General features: G+C 60.8%; 24 protein-coding genes and 1 pseudogene. 11 read left to right on the top strand and 14 right to left on the bottom strand.

Features of this window, described 5'->3' with window-relative positions; all coding sequences use genetic code 11:
* Window positions 1-95 precede the first annotated feature (95 nt).
* Window positions 96-659, bottom strand: a complete 564-nt coding sequence (locus MKK68_RS08315) for a chemotaxis protein CheB (protein WP_244029788.1) — start codon at window positions 657-659, stop codon at window positions 96-98.
* An 88-nt stretch (window positions 660-747) separates the two neighbouring features.
* The gene (locus tag MKK68_RS08310) at window positions 748-945 is read right to left on the bottom strand and encodes a hypothetical protein (RefSeq protein WP_244029787.1); all 198 of its coding nucleotides are present in this window, start codon (window positions 943-945) and stop codon (window positions 748-750) included.
* 311 nt (window positions 946-1,256) lie between these two features.
* On the opposite strand from MKK68_RS08310, the gene MKK68_RS08305 reads away from it, so the two are divergent.
* A complete protein-coding gene (locus tag MKK68_RS08305; protein ID WP_244029785.1) occupies window positions 1,257-1,664 on the top strand; it encodes a hypothetical protein in 408 nt (135 codons plus the stop codon).
* A gap of 182 nt (window positions 1,665-1,846) precedes the next feature.
* On the opposite strand, the gene MKK68_RS08300 is transcribed toward MKK68_RS08305, so the two are convergent.
* On the bottom strand, window positions 1,847-2,083 hold the full coding sequence (locus MKK68_RS08300; RefSeq protein ID WP_244029783.1) for a DUF2171 domain-containing protein: 237 nt from the start codon (window positions 2,081-2,083) through the stop codon (window positions 1,847-1,849).
* A gap of 198 nt (window positions 2,084-2,281) precedes the next feature.
* Between MKK68_RS08300 and MKK68_RS08295 the strand changes: the two genes are divergently transcribed.
* Both MKK68_RS08295 and MKK68_RS08290 read left to right on the top strand, forming a co-directional pair.
* Complete coding sequence (locus MKK68_RS08295; protein WP_244029781.1) at window positions 2,282-2,485, top strand: hypothetical protein; 204 nt, start codon at window positions 2,282-2,284, stop codon at window positions 2,483-2,485.
* Between the two features lie 188 nt (window positions 2,486-2,673).
* The gene (locus tag MKK68_RS08290; protein ID WP_244029779.1) at window positions 2,674-2,901 is read left to right on the top strand and encodes a hypothetical protein; all 228 of its coding nucleotides are present in this window, start codon (window positions 2,674-2,676) and stop codon (window positions 2,899-2,901) included.
* Window positions 2,902-3,117: 216 nt separating this feature from the next.
* Here the strand turns inward: MKK68_RS08290 and MKK68_RS08285 are convergent, their stop codons facing one another.
* Window positions 3,118-3,375, bottom strand: a complete 258-nt coding sequence (locus tag MKK68_RS08285; protein WP_244029778.1) for a hypothetical protein — start codon at window positions 3,373-3,375, stop codon at window positions 3,118-3,120.
* A gap of 137 nt (window positions 3,376-3,512) precedes the next feature.
* Between MKK68_RS08285 and MKK68_RS08280 the strand changes: the two genes are divergently transcribed.
* Window positions 3,513-4,793: a cation:proton antiporter gene (locus MKK68_RS08280; RefSeq protein ID WP_244029775.1), complete on the top strand. Its 1,281-nt coding sequence runs from the start codon at window positions 3,513-3,515 to the stop codon at window positions 4,791-4,793.
* A gap of 11 nt (window positions 4,794-4,804) precedes the next feature.
* Here MKK68_RS08280 and MKK68_RS08275 read toward each other — a convergent pair whose 3' ends face one another.
* The 4 genes from MKK68_RS08275 to MKK68_RS08260 form a co-directional block, all read right to left on the bottom strand.
* On the bottom strand, window positions 4,805-5,920 hold the full coding sequence (locus MKK68_RS08275) for a potassium channel family protein (RefSeq protein ID WP_244029774.1): 1,116 nt from the start codon (window positions 5,918-5,920) through the stop codon (window positions 4,805-4,807).
* An 88-nt stretch (window positions 5,921-6,008) separates the two neighbouring features.
* Window positions 6,009-6,761, bottom strand: a complete 753-nt coding sequence (locus MKK68_RS08270) for a helix-turn-helix domain-containing protein (RefSeq protein ID WP_244029772.1) — start codon at window positions 6,759-6,761, stop codon at window positions 6,009-6,011.
* Window positions 6,762-7,539: 778 nt separating this feature from the next.
* On the bottom strand, window positions 7,540-7,857 hold the full coding sequence (locus tag MKK68_RS08265) for a hypothetical protein (RefSeq protein WP_279605264.1): 318 nt from the start codon (window positions 7,855-7,857) through the stop codon (window positions 7,540-7,542).
* A gap of 506 nt (window positions 7,858-8,363) precedes the next feature.
* On the bottom strand, window positions 8,364-8,612 hold the full coding sequence (locus tag MKK68_RS08260) for a hypothetical protein (protein ID WP_244029768.1): 249 nt from the start codon (window positions 8,610-8,612) through the stop codon (window positions 8,364-8,366).
* 355 nt (window positions 8,613-8,967) lie between these two features.
* Here MKK68_RS08260 and MKK68_RS08255 point away from each other — a divergent pair, with 355 nt between their 5' ends.
* The gene (locus MKK68_RS08255) at window positions 8,968-9,357 is read left to right on the top strand and encodes a heme utilization protein (protein ID WP_244029766.1); all 390 of its coding nucleotides are present in this window, start codon (window positions 8,968-8,970) and stop codon (window positions 9,355-9,357) included.
* A gap of 1,889 nt (window positions 9,358-11,246) precedes the next feature.
* Here the strand turns inward: MKK68_RS08255 and MKK68_RS08250 are convergent.
* Window positions 11,247-11,546 carry a hypothetical protein gene (locus MKK68_RS08250; RefSeq protein WP_244029764.1) on the bottom strand — a complete coding sequence of 100 codons (300 nt, stop codon included), beginning with the start codon at window positions 11,544-11,546 and terminating at the stop codon, window positions 11,247-11,249.
* Window positions 11,547-11,611: 65 nt separating this feature from the next.
* Window positions 11,612-11,911: a hypothetical protein gene (locus MKK68_RS08245; RefSeq protein WP_244029762.1), complete on the bottom strand. Its 300-nt coding sequence runs from the start codon at window positions 11,909-11,911 to the stop codon at window positions 11,612-11,614.
* A gap of 627 nt (window positions 11,912-12,538) precedes the next feature.
* Between MKK68_RS08245 and MKK68_RS08240 the strand changes: the two genes are divergently transcribed.
* Window positions 12,539-13,018: a hypothetical protein gene (locus MKK68_RS08240; RefSeq protein WP_244029760.1), complete on the top strand. Its 480-nt coding sequence runs from the start codon at window positions 12,539-12,541 to the stop codon at window positions 13,016-13,018.
* Between the two features lie 288 nt (window positions 13,019-13,306).
* Here MKK68_RS08240 and MKK68_RS08235 read toward each other — a convergent pair whose 3' ends face one another.
* Window positions 13,307-13,627: a helix-turn-helix domain-containing protein gene (locus tag MKK68_RS08235; RefSeq protein ID WP_244029758.1), complete on the bottom strand. Its 321-nt coding sequence runs from the start codon at window positions 13,625-13,627 to the stop codon at window positions 13,307-13,309.
* 73 nt (window positions 13,628-13,700) lie between these two features.
* Here MKK68_RS08235 and MKK68_RS08230 point away from each other — a divergent pair, with 73 nt between their 5' ends.
* Complete coding sequence (locus MKK68_RS08230; RefSeq protein WP_244029756.1) at window positions 13,701-13,919, top strand: hypothetical protein; 219 nt, start codon at window positions 13,701-13,703, stop codon at window positions 13,917-13,919.
* Between the two features lie 380 nt (window positions 13,920-14,299).
* On the opposite strand, the gene MKK68_RS08225 is transcribed toward MKK68_RS08230, so the two are convergent.
* Window positions 14,300-14,842 (bottom strand): PAS domain-containing protein, encoded by a 543-nt coding sequence (locus MKK68_RS08225; RefSeq protein WP_244029754.1) that lies wholly within the window; start codon window positions 14,840-14,842, stop codon window positions 14,300-14,302.
* Window positions 14,843-15,172: 330 nt separating this feature from the next.
* On the opposite strand from MKK68_RS08225, the gene MKK68_RS08220 reads away from it, so the two are divergent.
* On the top strand, window positions 15,173-15,409 hold the full coding sequence (locus MKK68_RS08220) for a hypothetical protein (protein ID WP_244029752.1): 237 nt from the start codon (window positions 15,173-15,175) through the stop codon (window positions 15,407-15,409).
* 893 nt (window positions 15,410-16,302) lie between these two features.
* Here MKK68_RS08220 and MKK68_RS08215 read toward each other — a convergent pair.
* Window positions 16,303-16,647, bottom strand: coding sequence for a hypothetical protein (locus MKK68_RS08215; protein ID WP_244029750.1), 345 nt, complete (start codon window positions 16,645-16,647; stop codon window positions 16,303-16,305).
* 252 nt (window positions 16,648-16,899) lie between these two features.
* Here MKK68_RS08215 and MKK68_RS08210 point away from each other — a divergent pair, with 252 nt between their 5' ends.
* On the top strand, window positions 16,900-17,136 hold the full coding sequence (locus MKK68_RS08210) for a hypothetical protein (protein ID WP_244029749.1): 237 nt from the start codon (window positions 16,900-16,902) through the stop codon (window positions 17,134-17,136).
* A gap of 706 nt (window positions 17,137-17,842) precedes the next feature.
* Here MKK68_RS08210 and MKK68_RS08205 read toward each other — a convergent pair.
* Entirely contained in the window at window positions 17,843-18,022 is a 180-nt protein-coding gene (locus MKK68_RS08205) for a hypothetical protein (RefSeq protein WP_244029747.1), read from the bottom strand.
* Between the two features lie 226 nt (window positions 18,023-18,248).
* Between MKK68_RS08205 and MKK68_RS08200 the strand changes: the two genes are divergently transcribed.
* Together MKK68_RS08200 and MKK68_RS08195 are read left to right on the top strand one after the other, a co-directional pair.
* The gene (locus tag MKK68_RS08200) at window positions 18,249-18,890 is read left to right on the top strand and encodes a ParA family protein (RefSeq protein ID WP_244029744.1); all 642 of its coding nucleotides are present in this window, start codon (window positions 18,249-18,251) and stop codon (window positions 18,888-18,890) included.
* 593 nt (window positions 18,891-19,483) lie between these two features.
* Window positions 19,484-20,243: pseudogene (locus MKK68_RS08195) on the top strand (IS5 family transposase).
* The last annotated feature ends 146 nt before the right edge of the window (window positions 20,244-20,389 follow it).

Here is a 20,389-nt window from a genome sequence, read left to right as displayed (position 1 = left end):
TCCGGGTTCAACCATAGCGGTAAAAACCTGACGGATGGCACTCTTTCAGAGCGTTCGGGTTTGACGAGAAGCGTTCGCTCACCTCCCTGGCACCTTCAATCGTTTGAAGCACAGTGCTCGACGACCCACTTCGCGAGCCGATCGGCGGTGAGGGGAGCCTCAGGGTGATCGAGCTTCAGCGCCGCGAGGGGCATCTCAGGAAACTCGGCCTCGTCCAGGCTCTGCACCAAGCCCAGGCCACCGTGCGCGGTGATCGCGAGAATGCCTGCGGCCCCATCGGTGTTTGCTCCGCTGAGCACGATCCCAACGACACGCGCGCCGTAGGTTTCGGCGGCTGAGATGAACAAGGGATCGGCGGCAGGTCGCGTGAAATGCTCCTTGACCCGCTGATCCAGCCAGATCCCGCCGGCACGCAGCCGCATGTGATGGTCGGGCGGCGCGACGTAGATCCGGCCGGGCTCGATCACCTCGCCATGCCGGGCGAAGGCTACTGGAAGACTGCCGTGCCAAGCGAGGATGCTGGGGAGGATGCTCTGGTTCGCCCCGATGTGCTGGACGACGAACACGGAGGCGCGGCAGGTGGGCGGTAGAGCGGCTACGATCTGCACAAGCGGACCGAGGCCACCAGCGGAGGCGGCGATGACGATGATGACACGCATTCCTCTGCACCAATCACTGCAGCAGGTTCCAGTTCATCTGCGCCGGGCCGATCATCCGAGCAGGGTCGAGCGCGGACGGTCCAAACCGTCAAGCTTGAGTTGTTGATCCAACTCTATCGATCAAGAGATTTGCGATCTGCATGCGAAGGGCCTCGACCTCGGCATGCATCTCGCTTGCATCGACGGCGGCTTCAATCAGGAGTTCCCGAGCCTCGGCTAGCTCTGCACGCAATTCGGCATTTTCAGTCGCGAGCGCCAAAACCAGAGCCGTCGTGTCGTCGCTCATCCTTCAGAAACCTGTTTGATCCATCGTGGACGCCGCCGCATCCGCGTCTAGAAGGTCGCCCGATCTGCTGCAGCGGTCCTGCCTTCCCCCACGGCAGGGCCGCCTCCTACCTATGTTGGCTCGCACGTCCCCTCGTGCTCTCACGACACGACGTCGGCCCGACGTCGTGCGCACACGGGCTGACAGAGCAAGGCGCAACCCAATCCGATCAGCGGCTGACGCAAATTATTTTCGACCGCTGACCGTTCAAGCCATTTCGACTTTCATGCCGCGGCTAGATCGTAGGGGCTCCACCAACCGGAGCCGTACCGATGCCGCTCGCGACCACCACTGACACCGCCGCCGTCACGCCCGCGCCCCTGTCGAAGTACGAGATCCAGCGCAACGAGCGTCATGGTGCCTCGCAGGCAGCCTCCAACACCAAGCGCCGAGGCAGGAATGCCCCGCGGCGGGACGACATCGCTCGTATCGGGCTGTTCCTGCTGCTGATGCAGTACCGAAAATCGAAAGACGAAGCGCTGCAGGCCTACCTTCGGAAGACCGTGGTGGATCTCCACAGCGACGCAGGTTTTGAAGAAGCGCAGGCAGGTGTGACGTTCGACAAATTGGGCCCGAGTGTCGGCGCCGACCTGGATAGGTACCTTATACTGCGTTGGATCGAGCCGGCTATTCGCAATGTCTGGCGCAACTTGAACGCGTTCCCGGTTCTCCCGGACTAGTCAGCTGCTGATACGGAGTAACGTAGGGAGTAGGCAGGTTAGGGGTCAGCTGCTGATTGGGAAGGGCGTTACCATCCCGAGCCAATCAGGGCGGATAGGCATAGCCTAAATCAGGCAGGGGGGTCGGACAACTTGTGAGATCGGGAGAGGGCATCCCCCCTCCCGCATAGCGTTCTCTAGGCCTACTCCGCTGTGCCCCACTCGTCCTTGGCTTCCGCAGTGGTCCTGTTCAAGCGCACCTCACCGTTCTCGACAGCGTCGATCGAGTCGACGTGGATGAAGTGATGCACGCCCTCCGCGTCCGGGTCAGTGCGGGTTAGCTTGATGCGCTGCCCATCGAGATGATCGACCGTGCCGACGTGGCCGCCATCGGAACCGGAGACCGGCATGTGTTCCTGGATCTTCGTGATGTCGATCATGGCTGCATTCCTCAAACCGACCGCGAATGGTCGTCGACTCGCCGGCCAACGCATCCCTTCACGATCGGGTCCCTGAGATATTTCTCGGTCTGTGGAGGAACCGGATATCTCTGGAGAAGCCGACTTCGGCGCGAGGTTCTGCCGCACCGACGAAGCGTGTGGTGCGGCGTTGCCCGCGGCGAATGTGAAGGAGCTGGCATGGCCGACAAGGCAGACGTGACGACGTACATCCTGAAGCAGGCGCTGGCGGCCAAGGTCGGCGACCACGTCGAGATCGCGGTTGAGGCTGAGGACGGGACGCGGTTCAAGATCCGCTCGACGTCTGAGCAGCTCGACGCGCTCGTGGGCGACCTCGACGGCATCCTCGATGCCGACGACGCCGACGCCGAGGCAGCTGAGTAGCGATTTTAAGAAGCCCGCTTCCGCTCCCGTGGGAGCGGGCATCAGCGAATGTGCACCTCGCTCGTACGTGCGTCATCCATCATCGCAGCGGCCTGAAGCCTGCGATACGGTTCAGTAACCAGACCGCCACATAGCCATCACCATGCAGCGTTAGGCATCTCCGCTCCTGCGACGCATGGAGCACATGCATGGTACTCGCCGATCTCGACAAGCGAGCGGAACTGACCGTCTGGCCGTCCAACGGACCGGCTCGTACCGCCCAAGCGCGCGAGTTTTCGAGCCTACGCGAAGCTCTCGTAGCTGCAGCCGAAAGCATCCAGGCCGACGACGTACAGCCCTGGATCATCACCGAGGACGGCGACATCCTATCGCCACGCTGGATTAGGGCAAACGCCGATCCGCACCGGCTACAGTAGGATGGTAAAGGACAGGCCATAAGCCGGCGTCGGCAGTTCCTGTTCCCCGCAGCACCAACCTTCACGCAATCACCCGACCCGAGGCTTCACGGACGCGGTGCAGGGAACTGGCCCGCACCGGTCTGTCATCACGTGCTCTCTGTACCGAGCTACCTGTCGGCGTTCGCGACCACCGTCGGCGCGCAAGCGTGGAGAGGCCTGGCGTGTATCAGATCATCAGCCACTTCGCAGCATGAGGTCCGGTCGTTGCTCAGCTTCAGTTCGCCACGCATCGAGCTCGGCTTGCGCCTTGGCCAACTCCGCCTGCACCTCCTCAAGCCGAGCGTGCATCTCCCCGGCATCGACCGCGGTCTCGACCAGGAGTTCTTGCGCCTCAGCGAGCTGGGCTCGTAGCTCGGCGTTCTCTGTCGCGAGCGCCAGGATCAGGGTCGTAGGTTCACCGCTCATGGCCATCGCTAACACCAGCTTGGCCATTCGTCTTCGGCTTTTGATGGAACGAAGGCTGGCGCCGTCATAAACCCACCATCTGCTCGGGTAGATCTGTCGATGGTACCGGCCTCGTAGGAACCGAGGGGCAGGAACAGAGACTGTTGGGACGGGTTCGCCATTCAATGGAAACCTACGTCCTCGTCGTCGCCGGGTTCGGTGCCCTGGTCCTGCTGACGGCGTGGCTGCCGATGGTGCTGCGAGCGCTACCGCTCTCGCTGCCTATCTGCTGCGTCGGTGTCGGTGCTGCCTTGTCGGTCGTTCCGTCCCTCTCTGGGCTGGCGCCACATCCGGGTGAGCACCTCAAGCTGGTCGAGCACGCCACCGAGGCGGTAGTCGTCATTTCCCTGATGGGCGCCGGTCTCAAGATCGATCGACTAATCGGCTGGGAGCGCTGGGCAACGACATGGCGGCTCCTCGGCCTTGCGATGCCACTCACCATCATCACCCTGGCCGCGCTCGCCTTCGCGCTCCTCGGGCTTGGGATTGCATCCGCCTTGCTGCTCGCTGCATCGCTCGCTCCAACAGACCCGGTGCTTGCCTCCGACGTCCAAGTCGGACATCCCTCGGAAGGCAAGGAGGACGAGATGCGCTTCGCCCTCACGTCCGAAGCTGGCCTCAACGATGGCCTCGCCTTCCCCTTCGTCAACCTTGCCATCGCGTTGACCGGCGGCGGCGTCGCCGGACTGTCCCTCTCGCATTGGATTGCCATCGACGTCCTCTGGAAGGTCGCCGTCGGGGCGATCCTAGGGGCCCTTGTCGGTCGGGGTCTTGGCTGGCTGACCTTCCACCTGCCCAACGTCTCGAAGCTGTCGCGCACCGGCGACGGGTTCGTGGCGCTTGGCGTCACCTGCCTCGCCTACGGCATCGTCCAGGCCGTGGATGGATACGGTTTCGTCGGGGTGTTCGCTGCGGCCCTGGCGCTGCGCTCCTCCAGCCGTGGGCACGACTATCATCGCAAGATGCACGACTACGCCGAGGAACTCGAACGCCTCCTGATGATGGTCCTGCTCGTCGGGTTCGGTTTCGCGCTTACCGGCGGCGGCCTGCTCGCCGGGCTGACGTGGCCTGCTGCAGCATTCGTGGCGTTGGCCCTGCTCGTCGTTCGCCCGCTATCGGGGTGGATCGGCTTGGCCGGATCGGGCCTGCCTACCGACGAGAAGGCGGTGATCGCCTTCTTCGGCATCCGCGGGCTCGGGACGGTGTACTACCTTGCCTACGCCTTCGGTCATGCGCCGTTTGAGGCGCCTGACCTGCTCTGGGCCACGGTTGGCCTCGCCGTGCTGGTGTCCATCGTCATGCACGGGATCACCGTCACACCAATTCTCCGCTTCCTCGACCATCGCAGCGGACGCGACACCGAGAGTGGCCAGCTTGAGATCCCCCTGGAACCGCGGATCCTCTGATCGATAGGTCCTCACGCCTTCGTTCGAGCAAGGCGGGTGTCGAGCAGGTTCCGGAGTGCGGCATTGGTGGGCCGCTGTGTCTCGTCGACCAGCACGAACAAGGCTTCAGCGGTAACCACGGCATGCGGTGGCGGATTGCTGTGAGGCTGTCCCTGAGCATCGGCGTATCCGACCGGTGTCCCGTAGTTCGCTTCGAGCACGGTCGAGACCACGTCGGACCATGCCATCCCTTGCAGCGTGACGTCGAAGCGCAGGCACTCGTCGCCCTCGCTGGAGAACAGGCGTTCGACGATCCACTCCGTCCCCGGTGCAACGATGGCGCGGACGATCATCTCCGGGTAGCCGCGTAGCGGCCGGACAATGGCGGAGGCACCCGCTCGCTTCAGTCGATCACGGTTCAGATCGTCCACGCATTCGGCGACGATCCGCGCCGTAATCCCCCGCTCGCGCAGGCGATGAATGATATCGAAGGTACGACTGTCCGAAAGTCGGTCGCCTTCCTGCTCGGCCAGGATGACCAACACCTGTGCATGATCGACGCCCGCGGCCTCCAGCGCGGCAGGATCGTCGAAGCGTCCCTTGAGCTGGACGATGCGCGGGTCGTCTTCGAGGTCCGGCGGCAGACCGTCGGGGAAGGCCTCGGTCAGGATCAGCGAGGATACGTTGGCAAAATTGGCGTGCGAGCGATGCAGCTGGTTGAGGAGACGGCGTAGGTAGTCGCCGGGCTCGTCGGCGGGCGCATTCACGAAGACGATGTGGTCGCGCATATCCCACCTCCACTCGCCTCGGCGCTTGCGCTCGCGCCGCAGGATCCTGAACTCGAAGAAGGCCCCGCCTGCCTGGGTGAGCAGGAAGATGCCCGAAAGGTAGATCAGCACGATGGTGGAGGCACGTCCGGCCAAGGTTTTGGCAGACAGATCGCCGTAGCCGGTGGTGGTGATCGTCGTGAAGGTCAACCATACCGCCTCGCCGAGATTGAGCCCCTCGAAGGCTACCATCGCCGCAGCGTGCAGGCCGATGAGGATCAGCAAACCGACGAGTGCGAAGCGGATCCGGTTGCGCAGGTCCCGTACGACGCTGCGGCGGAACCGCAGAGGGCTGGTCCGAGATCGAAGCGGACGCGCCATCAGATTGGCTGCCTTCGATCTCGCACCAACAGTCCGATCTCAATCCGTTGTTCGCCAAATCGCCCGCCGCGAGTTGGCTTCGGACATCTCATGCTCGCACACGTCCTACTCGCATGCCCGGTGAGACTCTGACCGTAAGGTCATCCTCTATCATTCGGCAGCTTTTTTGCAGTCTCCAACCCTCTGAATTTACAGGGTAGGAAACAGGAGTATTCGTGCCGCTCACGGATTTACGCCCTCCCTCCTTAGAGGAAGGGGGTAGCGTTTCGGTACCCCCTTTGCGAGCGAGCCGTAGCCAAGCGGTCCATTCCCGCGACACGATGCAAACGATGTTGGTGTCGTTGCGGAAGCGGGCGAGGCGTCGTTCCTCAACGGTCACGAAGCCGAGCACCATAGCTTGTCGGATCGCGTTCCGGACGGTCGCACGGCTCACACCCGCTAGTGCGGCTAGGTGATCCAAGGCTAGACGGCAGTCCCTCCGCTTCACGACCTCCACCGTGATCACAGCCAGCACCGCCTGCTCCGCCAGGGTGAACTGAGCAGCGATAGCCGGTGGAAGCCTGCCAGAAGCCGCCCAGCGGCGACGACGGGCCATTGAAGCACTGGTGCGCGCGCGGGAACCAGTGCGGCTCCTGATGGCTCCCGCGCGGTTCTCAGCCTGTTCGGCAGATCGTTCAGCATCGGACAGTTGCCGCGCCTCGATCAGCCCGGACAGCACTTCGGCTTCGGCCTCGGACAGATGCCCTTCGCCGAACGCCTTCCACATTGCGGATGCGACAGCCGGCAGCGCGGCGCGCGGACCCTCCTCCACCTGTCGGCGGATCTCATAGGCATAGTTCATTGGTCACAGCCCTGCTCGGGCCGCGTCAAAGCAGAGGGCTCGGCGTGAGCCGTCCCCGGCAGAAGGCAAAACGCTATCGTTTCGGGAAGCAATCCCGATTGACTCCCGGTGGGAGCTATGATGTCTGGGGAGTTGGAAACGGTCTCCGCAGACCCATCGATTTCGACGGCCTCACCCTTGCCGGGGTGGGGCCGTTGGCGTTTTGTGCTTAGGTCTTTCTCGCGGCCTTGATCCCTTGTTCCAGCCGGCTCACGACTCGCCATAGGGCGAGCCATAGCCGGACATGGCATGTCGGCCGGCAGGCCCGGTTAAGTCAACGGTAGGAAAGGTGAGTGGTATGGCTGATGGAGCGCAACGTCCTCAGTCGCGCGTCGCTCTAGCCGTCTCTGTCGCCTTCGCCATTCTCGTCGCTGGCATCGGAACGATCGGATGGCGCTGGTACAGCTACGTGACTACCGGAGCCTCGCCCTACGACGAGGTTGGGATCGAGGTGAACCGACGCCTGCCCGGACCGCTACGAGCCTGGGGCTGCGACCAGATCAAGGAACGTTTCCCCCGTGCAGTATCGCCCTACGGATGCCAGACGGGTCAGATCTGAAGCTTGTTCGAGACTTCGCGATGCGGTTGTCACGAGCATCGGTAGAAATCAGCCTCAGCATGCTTAACGGGATCTACCGATGAGTAGGTTGGCCCCCAAGACGAAGTTTGCGAGGCGGTGCCGGCACTCATTGCGATGACAGGATGCGATCTTACTCTACGAGATATATCGAATAGACTCTCAGATCCGTTTATGTCGCATCGCACCGAAGAAACCTTCGATTTCGATTTCCAGCATTCGGGTGCTGAACGTCCGGATGATCGTGCCGTGAATGGCTCCGTCACGCATCTCGATCGTTGCGGTTTTGTGATTGTACGAGAACGTCATTTGTCGCTCGCCGAACGATGCCCAGAGCACGTTCACCGGAATGTCGCCGTCCTTGAGCTGCAGCATGAGCGAACCATGATTGGCCTGCCATGCAATCCCGCCGATTAAAGCGAGAGTAATCGTGATGACGCCCATCGTCCCTTCCTCAGCCCGATCCATGATGCCGTTCATGTAGGTGCGAAGCGTGTCGATGTCCGTAGCGGTGCTGACGATGATCGCCTCCCTTCAAAGGTTTAGATTACAAATTTCATCGGGGTTTGAGATGGACATCGGAAGTTGAAGGCTCTGAAGCAGCGCTGCTTTGTCATCTTTAGAGCAATCAATGCCTTAAAGCGAAGTGGGGAATTAAATAATCTTATTGCCGCATTACAGACCAATGCTGACGGGAGACCTGGGAAGCGACTCCATTGGTCCGTAGAGATTTAGTGTTCAGTCCCCGGGCGGTTCTGCCGAGGAATTTCACCGTTATTCTTGGTGAAGCTGGAGCGTTCTGGATCACCTTTGGACTCTGCAACCTTGCCTCGCATCACTGACGCGACTACGATAACTGTAGTCAAAGTCATCAGCGCTAAGCCGGCGATAAAATATTCGTTTCCTAGCATAAACCTATTCCTCAGATTTTGACAAAAGCACAATTCAACGTAAATATTCCATTAATTATATAAGAAAAATACTTGTCAATCAGCGAATAGTCTTTTCGTGTTGGCCGCCACGTACTCGCGGTATCGCGCAATAACGACTTCGGGGGAGCTGCCCATTATTAGCGCACCGGTGGCCTCTATGCTCGCCTGGATCTTCTCGACCACCATGGAGTGCATCTCAGCCCTAGCCTCACGGCCGCCCCAGGCTAGTCGGACAAGGCGAAGTTCAATGACCTTTTGGCATTCGAGAGCGAGCATCATCGATGAGAAAAAGGGATTGTACACAGCACACTCCTCACCACATGGGTCGGGTATCTGGGTAGAAGAAAATCTGCTTGGTCGAGCTGTTATGCTGACGCTTAATCTGGATCGTAACGCTTGATGAGGCACAATCTACGCCCGTTGACTCCACCGGGGGCAGGCGAGGGTCAACAGGCGCAGACGGCGGACGTTATCGGGAATGATCGTCAGCATCTGCACCTTAGAGATATTTGCACGCCAAATATCATCAATTCATTGTTTTCGGATAAATTTACTGTCGGGTTACAGTAAATACTAGCATCATACGAAACCATCCGATCGAGTCGGCTCTTCCAGAGAGGGGCGGTTAACGCGGCCGTGCCCGCGCGGAAGTTATGACATGCCTCGTATCGCTATCTCGACCTTGGCTGCCTGCTTCATGGGTATCCTCCTCGTTCCGACTGAGGCAGCCAAGAGGAAGATCCAGGTGCCCAATAAGTACGACGGGACTTGGAGCATCACGGCAGTTACGAAGGATGGGCCATGCTCAGCCAGTACGAGCTATCAGGTGCAGATCAAGGACAGCGATGCATCGGTCCCAGGTGACGAGATTGATGCCGGCGGCGGCGTCTCGCAGTTGGGAACTGTGCAGGCCACGATCATCAAGGGGTCCAACAGGGTGCCGATCGCTGGGATCCTCGACGCCAAGGGTAGCGGTAGCGGGACGTGGCACACCACCGGCGGCATCATTAGTTGTAGCGGAAGCTGGAGCGCCAAGCGTTCAGGATAGGCTACCCCAGCTCCGCTCAAACGGGGCTAGAAAGTAGATCAGTATGCCGCAGCCTTGTGGCCGCGGTCTGACGGTTGCAGTTCGGGTTTGTAGCGCTCGCTGGCAGAGCACTAAGCCTGTGCATTCGCTCGATGCGACCCGCCTAGGCTGATCCCTTTGGATGAGACCGAGCGGGTCCCGAACGACGCCGGAACGTAGGGTTTTGCGAGACAGATCGTGCAGCGCGTCTCCGATGAGGCCCGGTGCACGTTGCAGAGTGCGTCTCTCGCAGGTGGCAGCAATGCGGATGCCGAGTTCGTGGGTGTGGCTTCGTCCGTAGAGGTACACCGCGAGCCGGGCGCGGGTGGCTTCGGGGATACCTTCCAACAGGATGGGCAGCTTTTCAGCTTCGGCGCCCATGAGCTGCCTAAGCGCATTAAGCCCAACCGGACAGTCCGCGGCCGGATCATCGACGCTGATCGGGTACGCTCGGTTCACGACGGCACCTGCTAGCTGGACGCGAGCACGGTGGTAGCGGATGGTTGATAAAGAATGTCGTGCTTACAGCTGCCCTGTCCTTAACGGCACCAAGGAGCTGCTCCACACCAACGCATAGGCGCAGGCGGTATCGAGCCGGTCATGCTCGGATCTCCGTCTACCATCCGCCTCACCATCTGATTGGGCGGACGATTGGCCTGCACCAGCATGACAGCTGCGAAACCGCACAGGGTCAGCGACGTGATCCAGAGAAGGGCCCGTGCGGTCCGCTTAGTACGCTTCGACATGCCCGCGAAGGTGTCGGCCGGCGGTTAGCAGGCGCTTAATGGAACGCTGAAGGCGAGGCAGGCCCGTCCCCCGATCTGATCACGGGGCGACGGGTGCTTCGTCTATCTCACCAGCGAACCGGTCCTGAGCCCGGCTTGCCGGCAAGGTGCCTGCCTTCGGTTGACAGACTGTCACTCATCGTCAGCGGAGGGGTTCCAGTATGGGAAGCCACCGCATGAGGCGCGGTCAAGTGGGAAGTGGTTGCACTCGCGCGTCATCGCTTGGGCTAATCATATGAACAGATCGGCCAGGAGCGAGCGTGGCGACGGGGCAAACAGCAGGGAAGCCAAGCGAGCCGCCTAGAAGTCTTGCCGATGAGCACCAAGATCGATTTTAAGGGTCATACAGCGGCAAAAAATTGAGGCCAGCGGTATGGGCGTGCCTTTTTCGTTCGCGGATCACATAACAACTCACGAATGATGCGGAGCTACAAGGCCAAAGGTCGCTCCCGTGTTACTCGCGATAGCCTGATCTCTCCGCTTCCTGCCGCGCGGTACTAAGAACGCGCGCCCTCGCAGGCTGCTCAGTGATGGCGCTCCACAGTCGGATGAGGGTGAGCAGATCGCGGCCATCTTGGCTCAGATCGCTGACGCCGTCATTCGGGCAGTTCTGCCTTGGGACATCTTGAGGTAGGCGCCTGAAAAAGCGCGACCCTGGGGTGTCAGGTGGAGGACAATCTGTCATCGCGCGACCAAAGCGCACATTTGATTTAACTAAATCATCTTTTGCTAACTTTATTGAATAATGACGCCATAACCCGTTCAAATCACGTGGCGATATCATCCGATGGGTTAAGTGCCGTCCGCCCTTGGTGCATTTGCTCCATAAGGCTGCGCTGTCGTCATCGGCGGTGATCGTCGCCCAGCCGCAGGCTATGTCAGGGCACGGCCGATTACGGCGTGTCCAGCCTCGTGGATCGCATTGTGACGGCGGTCACTCACTAGCTGGTGTCGCCCTCTCGCGAAACCTGACGCCAGCGTCGTCCCCGCTCTCTGCCGTGAAGTCGCGACTGGAGAACGAAAAAGGCCCTGCGAGCCAGAGCTTACAGGACCATCAGATTGCCAAGTGCGACGCTAGGGACGCTTTCAGCAGTCGTTGCTGCCCTGCTTCACCACCTGACCCTCGGCCGGCTTCTTCTCACCGTCGGCGGCCTTGGTGCCGGCGCCGACGTTGTTCAGCGCGCCGACTGTTCCGGGAGACTCGGCTTTGGCGCCAGGGCTCTTGGGAGCAGCTGATGTACCATCGACCATCGAGCTTTTATCGCCCGAGGATGCTTTGCCTTCCATATTGGTGGTCGTTCCCACCGAGCACGGGGCGGCGTAGGATGCCCCGGCCGTAAGCATCAGAATGGCGGCAGCGCCTGAAAGGGTTGCAAACTTGGTCATGTTTCCTCCGGATCGTATTGCCAGAAGGAAATCGATCTGGGGGTGATCGTTCCAACCCTGTGCCACTAAGGCCCTTTCCGTCCCTGGAAGGGGCGAAGCAGCCAAGCCATGCTTTTCGCCTCATCCTGCACGACCGCGTCCGTTTCCGCCATCCGACCTGTCTCCGTGTCGATCTCATAGACGATCTGTGTCAGGAGAGGTGGGAGTGGAACGCCGTACTCATCGAGCAGCAAGGCGGCGTCGAGGAGCGCCCGGATGTGTTGGTCCAGGATTGGCCGGCTCATGATCTGCGCGTCCAGCACCTGATCCGCGAGGAGGCCGGTGAGGCGGGACAGTTCGGGCAAGCGTTCAGATGAGGCGATCATGTCTCACGATCCCGAAGCCGGGTAGCGGGTCCTACCGATCATAAAGCATTATTCTCGGCACAGGCTCGCAATGCGATGCGCCCGGCTTCAGTGATCTCCCACTCCCGCGAGCCATCATCGGCGGTGGCCCCAGTCAATACGGCGTACCCACGCTTTTCGAGCTGAACGAGCCTGTGCATCGACGTGCTGTAGAACCGCGGCCCTTGGGTCAGAAGGGTCAGCGTGTAGTGCAGGCTCGGAATTAGCTTGTCCTTCCGGGCTGGTCCCCTCACGGCGCCTTCTGCTCCCGAAATCGAATGCCGGCGCCACTACTGTTCTCATGCTGGTGCTTCCGATCGCCCCGCGGCGAGGGTGGAGCCCTGTTGCCCTGCCGGAACTCGACCAGCGCATCGGCAGCGCTCTTCGTTCGAGGTGCAGGCGCCTTCAGACCGTCAATCCAGGAGTCTAAATCCTGACGGTCAAACCGATCTAGACGCCTGTCTCCAAAGTCGATCGGGGTCACCGAACACCGCGCTGCGAAAGCTGCTGCCGACAGACCGCAGTACGCTGCAGCCTGTGTTTTGGTGAGAAGTCGAGTGGCGGGTAAGGGGACGCCGCGTTCTCTCATGGGCTACCAGTACCCCCATCGTGATCCTTCCGCCCTGTGAACCAAAAGACGAGGAGTGCGGCTGCAATCGTAACGACTGCGGCAGCGATCATGACGAGGAGGAAGAGATCGTCGATCATGGTCTGCCTTTCAAGCTGTCGACCTTCACGACGCCTGCCACGCCCGGAACCAATGCCGGCATGTTCAAAGGCGGCAATTATATTGTTCTCAACCTAAATACTCAGCCTGCCTGGCCCCGAACCAAACGAAAGTTGGCCGGTTGGGGCCTTATGGAAAAACAGCCCTCCAGCTCCGACGGCCCGGATGCGAGGTTGCGCCAGAGAATGGCGCTCAACCTCATGCTGGACGAGTTCGCCATAGATGCGCTGGCCCAGGCATTGTCAGTGCTGCGAGAAGCGGATGACCCCGAAGTACCCGATCTGGAGCACGCGGTCCGAACCCAACGTATCAGCATCATGAAGCAGCGCGCGATCTTCGGTGCAGCCGGGATCGACGTCTGATGGAACAGCAGCCTCTCTACATCGTCCGCGGGACAGCCAAAAACGGGACCGTCACCTACAAATGCCCGACACCTGAATGGGCGGTGCGCAAATATCGCGACCTGACTGCACGCAATCTAACCGATGTCGAGATTACAGGGCCAGCAGGACAGTCGTTGAGCCTCGCCGATCTGGAGTCCGTATCGAACGAGGCAGCAGTCCCAATGGCTCGCGCTGCAGCTACACACGCATGAACCAGTACCGAGATTGGCATCGTAGCTCTACCGCGTAGCGCCGCGGTCATTCAATTTACCCCTCCGCGCCGCCGTCGTTCTCGCTGGTTAGCTGATCCGGGCGCAGGCCCTCGTCCGGCTTCGCGTCTTGGCGCACTCGAAATCGGACGCCGGCACCGCCTCCATTCTCGGGAGTGAACTCGATCCCACCAGCCTCAAGAGCTTGTCGCAGGTCGTCGGTCGTCCGCTCCCGAGCCGGGCGCTTCCCCGTCTCGAAATCCGCGATCGTCGCACGAGACACCTTGCTCTCGCGGGCGAGGTCTTCGCGCGTCCAGTCCAGCAAAGCCCGACCGGCTCGGCTTTGAGCCCCGGAAATAGCTTTTTCGTCTGAAATCATAAAAAAATATCTTGCAAAAAGGTGTATTTCAGGCTATAAAACTGAAGTCAGCCGAAACGCAAGGCCCGCCCTGATGCGTTACGCCAACCTCATTCCCACCTCGCACAGCGCCGACCCGCGCCTGACCGCCGCCGCCCGCCGCGCCGTCATCACCGCGAAGGCCGCCGTCGTCTCCGCCACCGAAAGCGCCAAGCGCTTCGCTCGCTGCGAGGCGGCATCTGAAGCAGTACCACGGGTCGCGTCGGCCGAGTGTGCAATGATCGCGTTCGCGCCCCTGCTCTGGAATGGCTGAGGGAACATCATTGTGGCCGCCGCAGTAGCTTCCTCGACATGGTAGCTGGAGGCGAGCGCTGATGCCGACCGCCCTTCCTCTTACAGCCGATCGTCGGCTGACACTGCGCCAGACGAGCCGGCTCGCGTGCCTAATGTTGTTGGAACGCTACCTCGCCCGGCGGATGCACTGGGCCATGTTGCGGCAAAGCCGGATCGGCGTAGCGGCCGGTGGCGGATGTCTGCTCTACTTCACCCGGCGTTGGCTGGCCTGCCACGCCGAGATTGCTGCGCTGCTAGGCGGACCGGAACGGGGTGACGTGGCTGAAGCTCGGGCTATTTTAGTAGGGTGTCGATGCCAGTGAACCACTGTTCGTAAGAACGCCGGGCGCGGGGGCCAGTCTAGTTCATACGTCCGCGGCGCGATCGGATATCCTTCTGAGCCAGCCGTCGCCCCAGCTCCAACAGCAACGCATCCGCACAGCTCTTCAGCCGTGGGTCCTGCATCTCGACGATCGCCTGTTGCGCAGCGATGGCGTGTTCGGCTGCGCGATCCAGCGCGCTGTCCTCATTCTCGAACCCGGAACCTCTGCTGGCATCCTCCATCATGCGCATCTGCGTGATATCGACGAGAATGCCAGCCCCGTTCCACCGGCGCCCGACATGATCCGTAGTGAAGCGACCGCGATCCAAAACCCAACGGGTCCGACCATCCACCGAGATCACGCGGTACTCGGTGAGAAAGGGGCTCCCATCACGGGTGCTACGATTGATCAAAGCACGGACCCGTTCCCGATCGTTGGCGTGGATGCTATCGATGAAGCACGAGAGCGGTAGACCGGCCTTGGCGTCATCAGGATCGACGTTGAAGACCAGCGCCACGAAGGCATCGACGCGAGTCAAGTCGGTCGTGGCGTCCCACTCCCATCGCCCGATCACATCCATGGCGTCCAGGGCCGTCTGAAAGGCTTCCGGACTGGTCCGAACACTGAGGGTCTTATTCTTTGGCACTCAAAATCCGCCTTTGAGCCCGAAGGCGGTTTCATGTACAGCTGTGAGGATACAACTTCAAGTCAAATTTTATCATTTGATGGCAACTGCGACGTGTTTGCAATGCTGCTACAACGCGCAAATTGCATTATGGATACCGCGACACAGGTGCTCCGTCCGCTCGCAAAGGGATAAGTCATGGGATCGAAAGCGCCGCCCAGCCCACCGCTGCAAGCCGGCCCGCAAGAGGATGACACCGATCGGCTTCCTCGATCAGTGAGCCTCATGGCCAAGAGCACGCCCCTACAGCGGATCGCCGACGCGTTGCAGGTCTCGCTGACCGTCCTGTATCAATCGCAGAACGCGATCGAAGCGGTATCCAAGCCCGTGGAGCAGACAGAGGCTAATGGTGGCTTCGAACGTGAATGCTACGCGCTGATCCAGGCTTTCATGCGGATTTCCGATCCTAAAGAACGTCTTCGGATCTTGAGCCTTGTGCAGGCGTCAGCTGATCCGGCCTGAGACGCAAAGCATCCAAGTTTGGAAGGCCGCGTCTGTAGACTGGTCGATCACGACGCTGGTTGGGCCCACTGGATTGCACCGGACCTGAAGCGGACTCATGCAACGTCGTCACGGTTGCATATCATCTCGGTGCTCGGTGTGATGTACCTGAAAATGGTGGTCTGGCGGTGAGCCCTGATGCCAACTACTCGCCGCCTGATTTCAGCTCTAGGGGCAATGCTTCCGCAACAAACGGGCCTTCCCACTACCAAGGGTCAATTTGTGAGTTCTTTCCGAGCTAGTCCAAAGAAGGCTTCTACATGCTCGCGTAGACCACGCGGGGATACTCGGAGACGTATGCAGGACGGGACAGGGGCGGTGCATTTCACCAAGCGTAAAAGAGCGTCGTAAGCCTTTTGAATGTTCGTGGGCGACGGTTCGATATCAGCGCGAACGAGTGCACCGGCTGCAGTATGCCAAAGGGGCGCCTCGGTGCTCTGTAGTGCCTCGTCAATGCCGAACCGATGCAAGGCGGAGAGGCCTGAAGGAACATCGTTTATGAGTGTGACCCCGAAATCTGGGCGATTGGGGTCGAGCCAGACAACTACGGCATCTTCAAACGGCTTTGACATCAGGATCACATCCTCCGTCGCTAAAACCGATTTCTCAATACATGAATTCAGCCTCAGGTTGCGCTCGCTAGTAGGGCGTGTAGTTTCTCGGTTAAGCTTTAGTAACCATCAAATGTGGCATTCAAGGAGAAGCTACACGTTTCAGCCGCTAGTCATCAACTGCTTCACGAACTGTTTTATCCACCCATCGTACCTAGGCCAGCGTGGCACTGCTTGACATGGTGGTGCCGCTCTCATCCGTAAGTGCGATCTCGGCCTCAATCGCACGAACATGCTTGGCGGTTAGATGCGCTGCTTTCCGCGTTCCCCGCGGGCGTCATCTTCGGCAGCCGGAATGCCCATCAGGACCCGTAAGGGGTTCGTTCGCACCATGCGGATCTTCCCCGATACCGGCCCGCAGCCAATGCAAACCGCATACGTCCAGCGAGCCCATAAATTCTCGTTCTGCCGATCGACCCCTTGCTGTCTGATCCGAGCCTTCTCAATCAATGCTCGGATCTCAGCGGCCTTTTCGTCACCGACAGATTTTCTCTGTTGGTCCGTAACGGACGGCTTTTGAATTTCCTGTGCCGAGGTAGGCGAAGCCGCTACAATCATCCCGGCAAAAGTTAGCAAACCTGCACGCATAAGTTTCTCCTGCCCTCTTGGCTTTGATCACCGAGACGATGACATGACGAGCCAGGGAATAGGAAAGTTTCAGCTTTGCAGAAAACTAACAATTATCAATATTTTTCGTACCGCCAAGTTCATCAGAAATCTGTTCAAACCTGCCCTGAAATGTAGCTGGCTGACAGGAATTGTGACTGAGGAACGATCGGATCGTGCCTGTGGTTTCCCGCCGTGGCACCAACCCGGTGCCGCTGCAAGGAACCGGCCCCGATGACCAAGATCCGTTTCACAGCGTCTGCGGTCGCAGCCGCGGCCTTCGGTGCCGTTCTGATGTCAGCCGGTGCGGTTTCCGCTGCGACGCCCGCCCCGGCGCCGAGCCTCGTCCAGCCTGAGGCCCCGACTGTCCAGGTGCGGATGAGCCGGCGCTTGATGATGCGGCAGCACACCATGCGCCGCTCGATGATGCGTCGCGGCGGCCGGACCATTGGGACGAAGAAGGGGCTCTAACCCCCAGCTTGCCGGTTCACTTCGTCGCTAATCCCCGCGGCGAACCCATCAGATCAGCCCGCTCGATATCAGCCGCAGCGGGCTTTTTCGTGTATTCCATTCCGGTAGCACGGAGCCACATCGTCGGCGCTGATCTCTTCACCCTAGACGCAGCCGCTGTGAACCTATCTGGTCGCCAGAAGTAGCTATCGTATGACCGACCTTGTGCCACCGTCCTTGGACTATGAGGCGCTAGTGAAGGACCCTCTCGCTCGGCTGTCGCTCGCTGATTTTGTGAAGGGGTGGCGCATGATCGTCGGCGAACCGCCCTCGGTCATGCTCGACAATCGATCCGAAATGATCAGGCACCTGCTCGAAAGCGTGCCATCTGCCGTTTTGGACCTAGCGGCTGCTATCCCTGTGGCTGAATAGCTCGTCGAGATGAGTTCAATTTTTCAGCCCGCCCGACACAAGCCGCGGTGGCCTTTTTGCGCGCGCTACCCGTGATCTCTACTGCCCATCACCGCTAGCAACTCTCGCCCGGCCGGCGTAATGAACCGTCCTAACTCTACGGGCTTAGCGTCTTCCCACCGCGCTTGCCGCTCGATCACATACCCAAGCTCGACAAGCGTTCGCATCGCCCGCGAATGGGTCGTGAGCCGCATGCCGCGCGGGGATAGGGCGGCAGCGCCCAAGGCTTCTAGCGCACGGGCGCCGATAGAATCGCTCACTGTGCCTGCTCCGGTTCAATTAGCAGCCCAAAAAGATACGCCAGCGCGATCAGCTCGCCGTCGGTACACTCATGGCCGTCCACGAGCCACAGGCCCAGGTCGTCGCCTGGAGGCTCGACGTTACGACCGATCGCACGGAGGGCTTCAGCGGCTTCACGAGATGAGTTGTCTGTCATTCCCGATCCCATGCCGGCCGAGCGCGTCCACGACAAGATAGGACGTCCACGGTGCTCGCCGGGCGGCCGCACCATCGCAGCTCGCCCGGCTTACGTACCCAACGGAGGCGTGGCGATGACCATGAAATGAGTGATAAAGCTCCTTTAACCATCCCAGTCGAGGTTGGCGAACTGAGCTGCGGGCTGACGCAATTGCGTCGTTACGTAAGCACGCAATGAGGCGTTGATGTACGTTGTGGTGGTGGCGAGCCAGAAGGGCGGCGCGGGTAAGACATCGCTGATGCGAAGCCTTGCGGTGGCGACGCACCAAGCGGGACATCCAACCGCCCTTCTCGACACAGATCCGCAAGGGTCTCTAACGAGTTGGTGGAACCGCCGGGACGATCAGCAGCCGGCGCTTGTCCGGATCGAGGTCGCAGATTTCACAGCTGGCGCGGCGCGGTTGGCTGAGGCCGGGATCGAGTTCCTGTTCGTCGACACCCCCCCTTCGGTCCGTCCGGAACTGCGCACGCTACTCGGACACGCCAGCCTCGCTGTTGTACCAGTCCGCCCCTCCCCCGACGATCTTGACGCGGTAGGCGACACCTTGGCGCTGATCGAGGACGCGGGGTGTCCGTTCGTCTTCGTACTGACACAGGCGAAACCGCGAACCCGTTTGCAGATGCAAGCGGTGATGGCTCTTGCGAAACATGGCAAGCTCGCACCGACCGTGATCCACGATCGAACCGATTTCCCAACCGCCGCAATCTCGGGACGGGCGGTGACGGAGCTTGAGCCAGAGACGACCGCAGCGCGAGAGGTGAAGGAAGTGCTTGAGTACGTAATGACGCAACTGCGTAAGGACGCACGTAAAGGGAAAAGGCGTTAAACATGGCCGGGAAACAGCCGCTATCCCTAGAGGGATTGATCCAACCGAAAGGCGCACCACGGCCGACTGACGTCCCGCAAAGGGGGGAGGGTAACGCGGCCTCGTCGACAGCCTTGGAGCCAGCGCCGCCCATCCCCCCGTCTCCTAGCCGGAGCATGTCGGCAAGCGAACCTCGCACGAAGTCGCTCACACTTCGGCTTTCGGAAGGCCAGTACCAGCGCCTCCGCCGGTTCGCCTTCGACCGAGGCGCAAGCCACCAGGACGTGATTGAGGCGGCGCTAATGGCCCACCTCGACAAAGAAAACGTCTAATTGGTTCAAGCCGTGCCTACGTAGTTACGTAAGCACGTAACTGCTGATCGGCATGCTGACGTACTTGCTGGTCGACTTCCCCGGCTATAACTTTCGAGAACAATGCTTCGCGGTCGTTTGGGGGCCTGGACTTGGTCGGGGGGCATGGGGTCTAGAATGACTGCCGAACGAGCTGCGGCAGAGCTAGAGGCTGTTATGGACCCGTGGCTTGGGGTTTCCAGATGAAGGGGGCATGACCCCTTTGCGCAGACCCTACCCCCCGACGTCTTCGATGATGAGTGGGTGCTGGTCGCCCCTTATCTGACCCTGCTGCGCGAGGATGCGGGGCAGCGCGAGCATAGCTTGCGCGAGGTGTTCAACGGCCTGCGCTACGTCGTGATGACAGGGGCACCCTGGCGGTGGATGTCCAACGATCTGCCACCCTGGGAAGCCGTTGACCCGCAGGCCCAACGCTGGCTGGCGGCCGGCTGCTTCGAGCAACTGGCCGACGATCTGTGGGCACTGCTGCGTATGGCTTCTGGTCGCAGCCCGGAGCCGAGCTCCGCCATCCTCGACAGCCGAACCCTGCGCTCGACGCCCGAGCGCGGCGCGTGGGCCGCCTACGATGGCGCCAAGCGCAAGTAAAGTCTCGAAGGTCCACTTGGCCGTCGACACCCTGGGTCACCTCCTGGCACTGCACGTCACGTCCGCCGACGCCGACGACCGCGCCCAGGTCGGGCAGCTCGCCACGGCGATCCAGGCCACCACCGGCGACACCGTCGATCTCGCCTATGTCGATCAGGGCTAAACCGGGGAGAGGCCGGCTAAGGCCGCCTGCACGCACGGCATCGAACTCGAGGTCGTCAGAATGCCCGAGGCCAAGCGCGGCTTCGTCCTGCTGCCGCGGCGCTGGGTGGTGGAGCGCTCCTTCGCCTGGGCGACCCGCTTCCGACGCCTCGTCAAGGACTACGAGCGCTATCCCAGCACGCTCGCGGATCTCCACATCGTCGCCTTCGTCTGCCTCATGCTCAAACAAGCCGCTCGACTGGCAGCCAGTTCATAACACCCTCTAGCACTACCTGGGCACTTTGACATCAGAGGGCAGCGTGAAGCGTCTTCGGCAGTGTGGGCACAGGACGGGCGGGACGAGGCTGGCGAACAGCCGTCCGATAATGGCCTGCCGCACGGCGGGCAGGCTGGGTGACGGTG

This window comes from Methylobacterium sp. E-016 (genome assembly GCF_022829745.1).
GTDB lineage: Bacteria > Pseudomonadota > Alphaproteobacteria > Rhizobiales > Beijerinckiaceae > Methylobacterium.
The sequence above is the reverse complement of the archived record's forward strand: the minus strand, read 5'-3'. Positions and strand labels throughout refer to the sequence as shown.

What these genes read in the sequence shown, in the direction of transcription:
- MKK68_RS08290 (WP_244029779.1), top strand. Translation starts at nt 2,674, where the DNA reads ATGGTACTCGCCGATCTCGACAAGCGAGCGGAACTGACCGTCTGGCCG.
- MKK68_RS08315 (WP_244029788.1), bottom strand. Translation starts at nt 659, where the DNA reads ATGCGTGTCATCATCGTCATCGCCGCCTCCGCTGGTGGCCTCGGTCCG.
- MKK68_RS08280 (WP_244029775.1), top strand. Translation starts at nt 3,513, where the DNA reads ATGGAAACCTACGTCCTCGTCGTCGCCGGGTTCGGTGCCCTGGTCCTG.
- MKK68_RS08220 (WP_244029752.1), top strand. Translation starts at nt 15,173, where the DNA reads ATGGCCAAGAGCACGCCCCTACAGCGGATCGCCGACGCGTTGCAGGTC.
- MKK68_RS08285 (WP_244029778.1), bottom strand. Translation starts at nt 3,375, where the DNA reads ATGGCCAAGCTGGTGTTAGCGATGGCCATGAGCGGTGAACCTACGACC.
- MKK68_RS08210 (WP_244029749.1), top strand. Translation starts at nt 16,900, where the DNA reads ATGACCAAGATCCGTTTCACAGCGTCTGCGGTCGCAGCCGCGGCCTTC.
- MKK68_RS08305 (WP_244029785.1), top strand. Translation starts at nt 1,257, where the DNA reads ATGCCGCTCGCGACCACCACTGACACCGCCGCCGTCACGCCCGCGCCC.
- MKK68_RS08275 (WP_244029774.1), bottom strand. Translation starts at nt 5,920, where the DNA reads ATGGCGCGTCCGCTTCGATCTCGGACCAGCCCTCTGCGGTTCCGCCGC.
- MKK68_RS08300 (WP_244029783.1), bottom strand. Translation starts at nt 2,083, where the DNA reads ATGATCGACATCACGAAGATCCAGGAACACATGCCGGTCTCCGGTTCC.
- MKK68_RS08205 (WP_244029747.1), bottom strand. Translation starts at nt 18,022, where the DNA reads ATGACAGACAACTCATCTCGTGAAGCCGCTGAAGCCCTCCGTGCGATC.
- MKK68_RS08200 (WP_244029744.1), top strand. Translation starts at nt 18,249, where the DNA reads ATGTACGTTGTGGTGGTGGCGAGCCAGAAGGGCGGCGCGGGTAAGACA.
- MKK68_RS08235 (WP_244029758.1), bottom strand. Translation starts at nt 13,627, where the DNA reads ATGATTTCAGACGAAAAAGCTATTTCCGGGGCTCAAAGCCGAGCCGGT.
- MKK68_RS08295 (WP_244029781.1), top strand. Translation starts at nt 2,282, where the DNA reads ATGGCCGACAAGGCAGACGTGACGACGTACATCCTGAAGCAGGCGCTG.
- MKK68_RS08270 (WP_244029772.1), bottom strand. Translation starts at nt 6,761, where the DNA reads ATGAACTATGCCTATGAGATCCGCCGACAGGTGGAGGAGGGTCCGCGC.
- MKK68_RS08250 (WP_244029764.1), bottom strand. Translation starts at nt 11,546, where the DNA reads ATGACCAAGTTTGCAACCCTTTCAGGCGCTGCCGCCATTCTGATGCTT.
- MKK68_RS08245 (WP_244029762.1), bottom strand. Translation starts at nt 11,911, where the DNA reads ATGATCGCCTCATCTGAACGCTTGCCCGAACTGTCCCGCCTCACCGGC.
- MKK68_RS08225 (WP_244029754.1), bottom strand. Translation starts at nt 14,842, where the DNA reads ATGGATGTGATCGGGCGATGGGAGTGGGACGCCACGACCGACTTGACT.
- MKK68_RS08265 (WP_279605264.1), bottom strand. Translation starts at nt 7,857, where the DNA reads ATGAACGGCATCATGGATCGGGCTGAGGAAGGGACGATGGGCGTCATC.
- MKK68_RS08215 (WP_244029750.1), bottom strand. Translation starts at nt 16,647, where the DNA reads ATGCGTGCAGGTTTGCTAACTTTTGCCGGGATGATTGTAGCGGCTTCG.
- MKK68_RS08230 (WP_244029756.1), top strand. Translation starts at nt 13,701, where the DNA reads ATGCGTTACGCCAACCTCATTCCCACCTCGCACAGCGCCGACCCGCGC.
- MKK68_RS08310 (WP_244029787.1), bottom strand. Translation starts at nt 945, where the DNA reads ATGAGCGACGACACGACGGCTCTGGTTTTGGCGCTCGCGACTGAAAAT.
- MKK68_RS08255 (WP_244029766.1), top strand. Translation starts at nt 8,968, where the DNA reads ATGCCTCGTATCGCTATCTCGACCTTGGCTGCCTGCTTCATGGGTATC.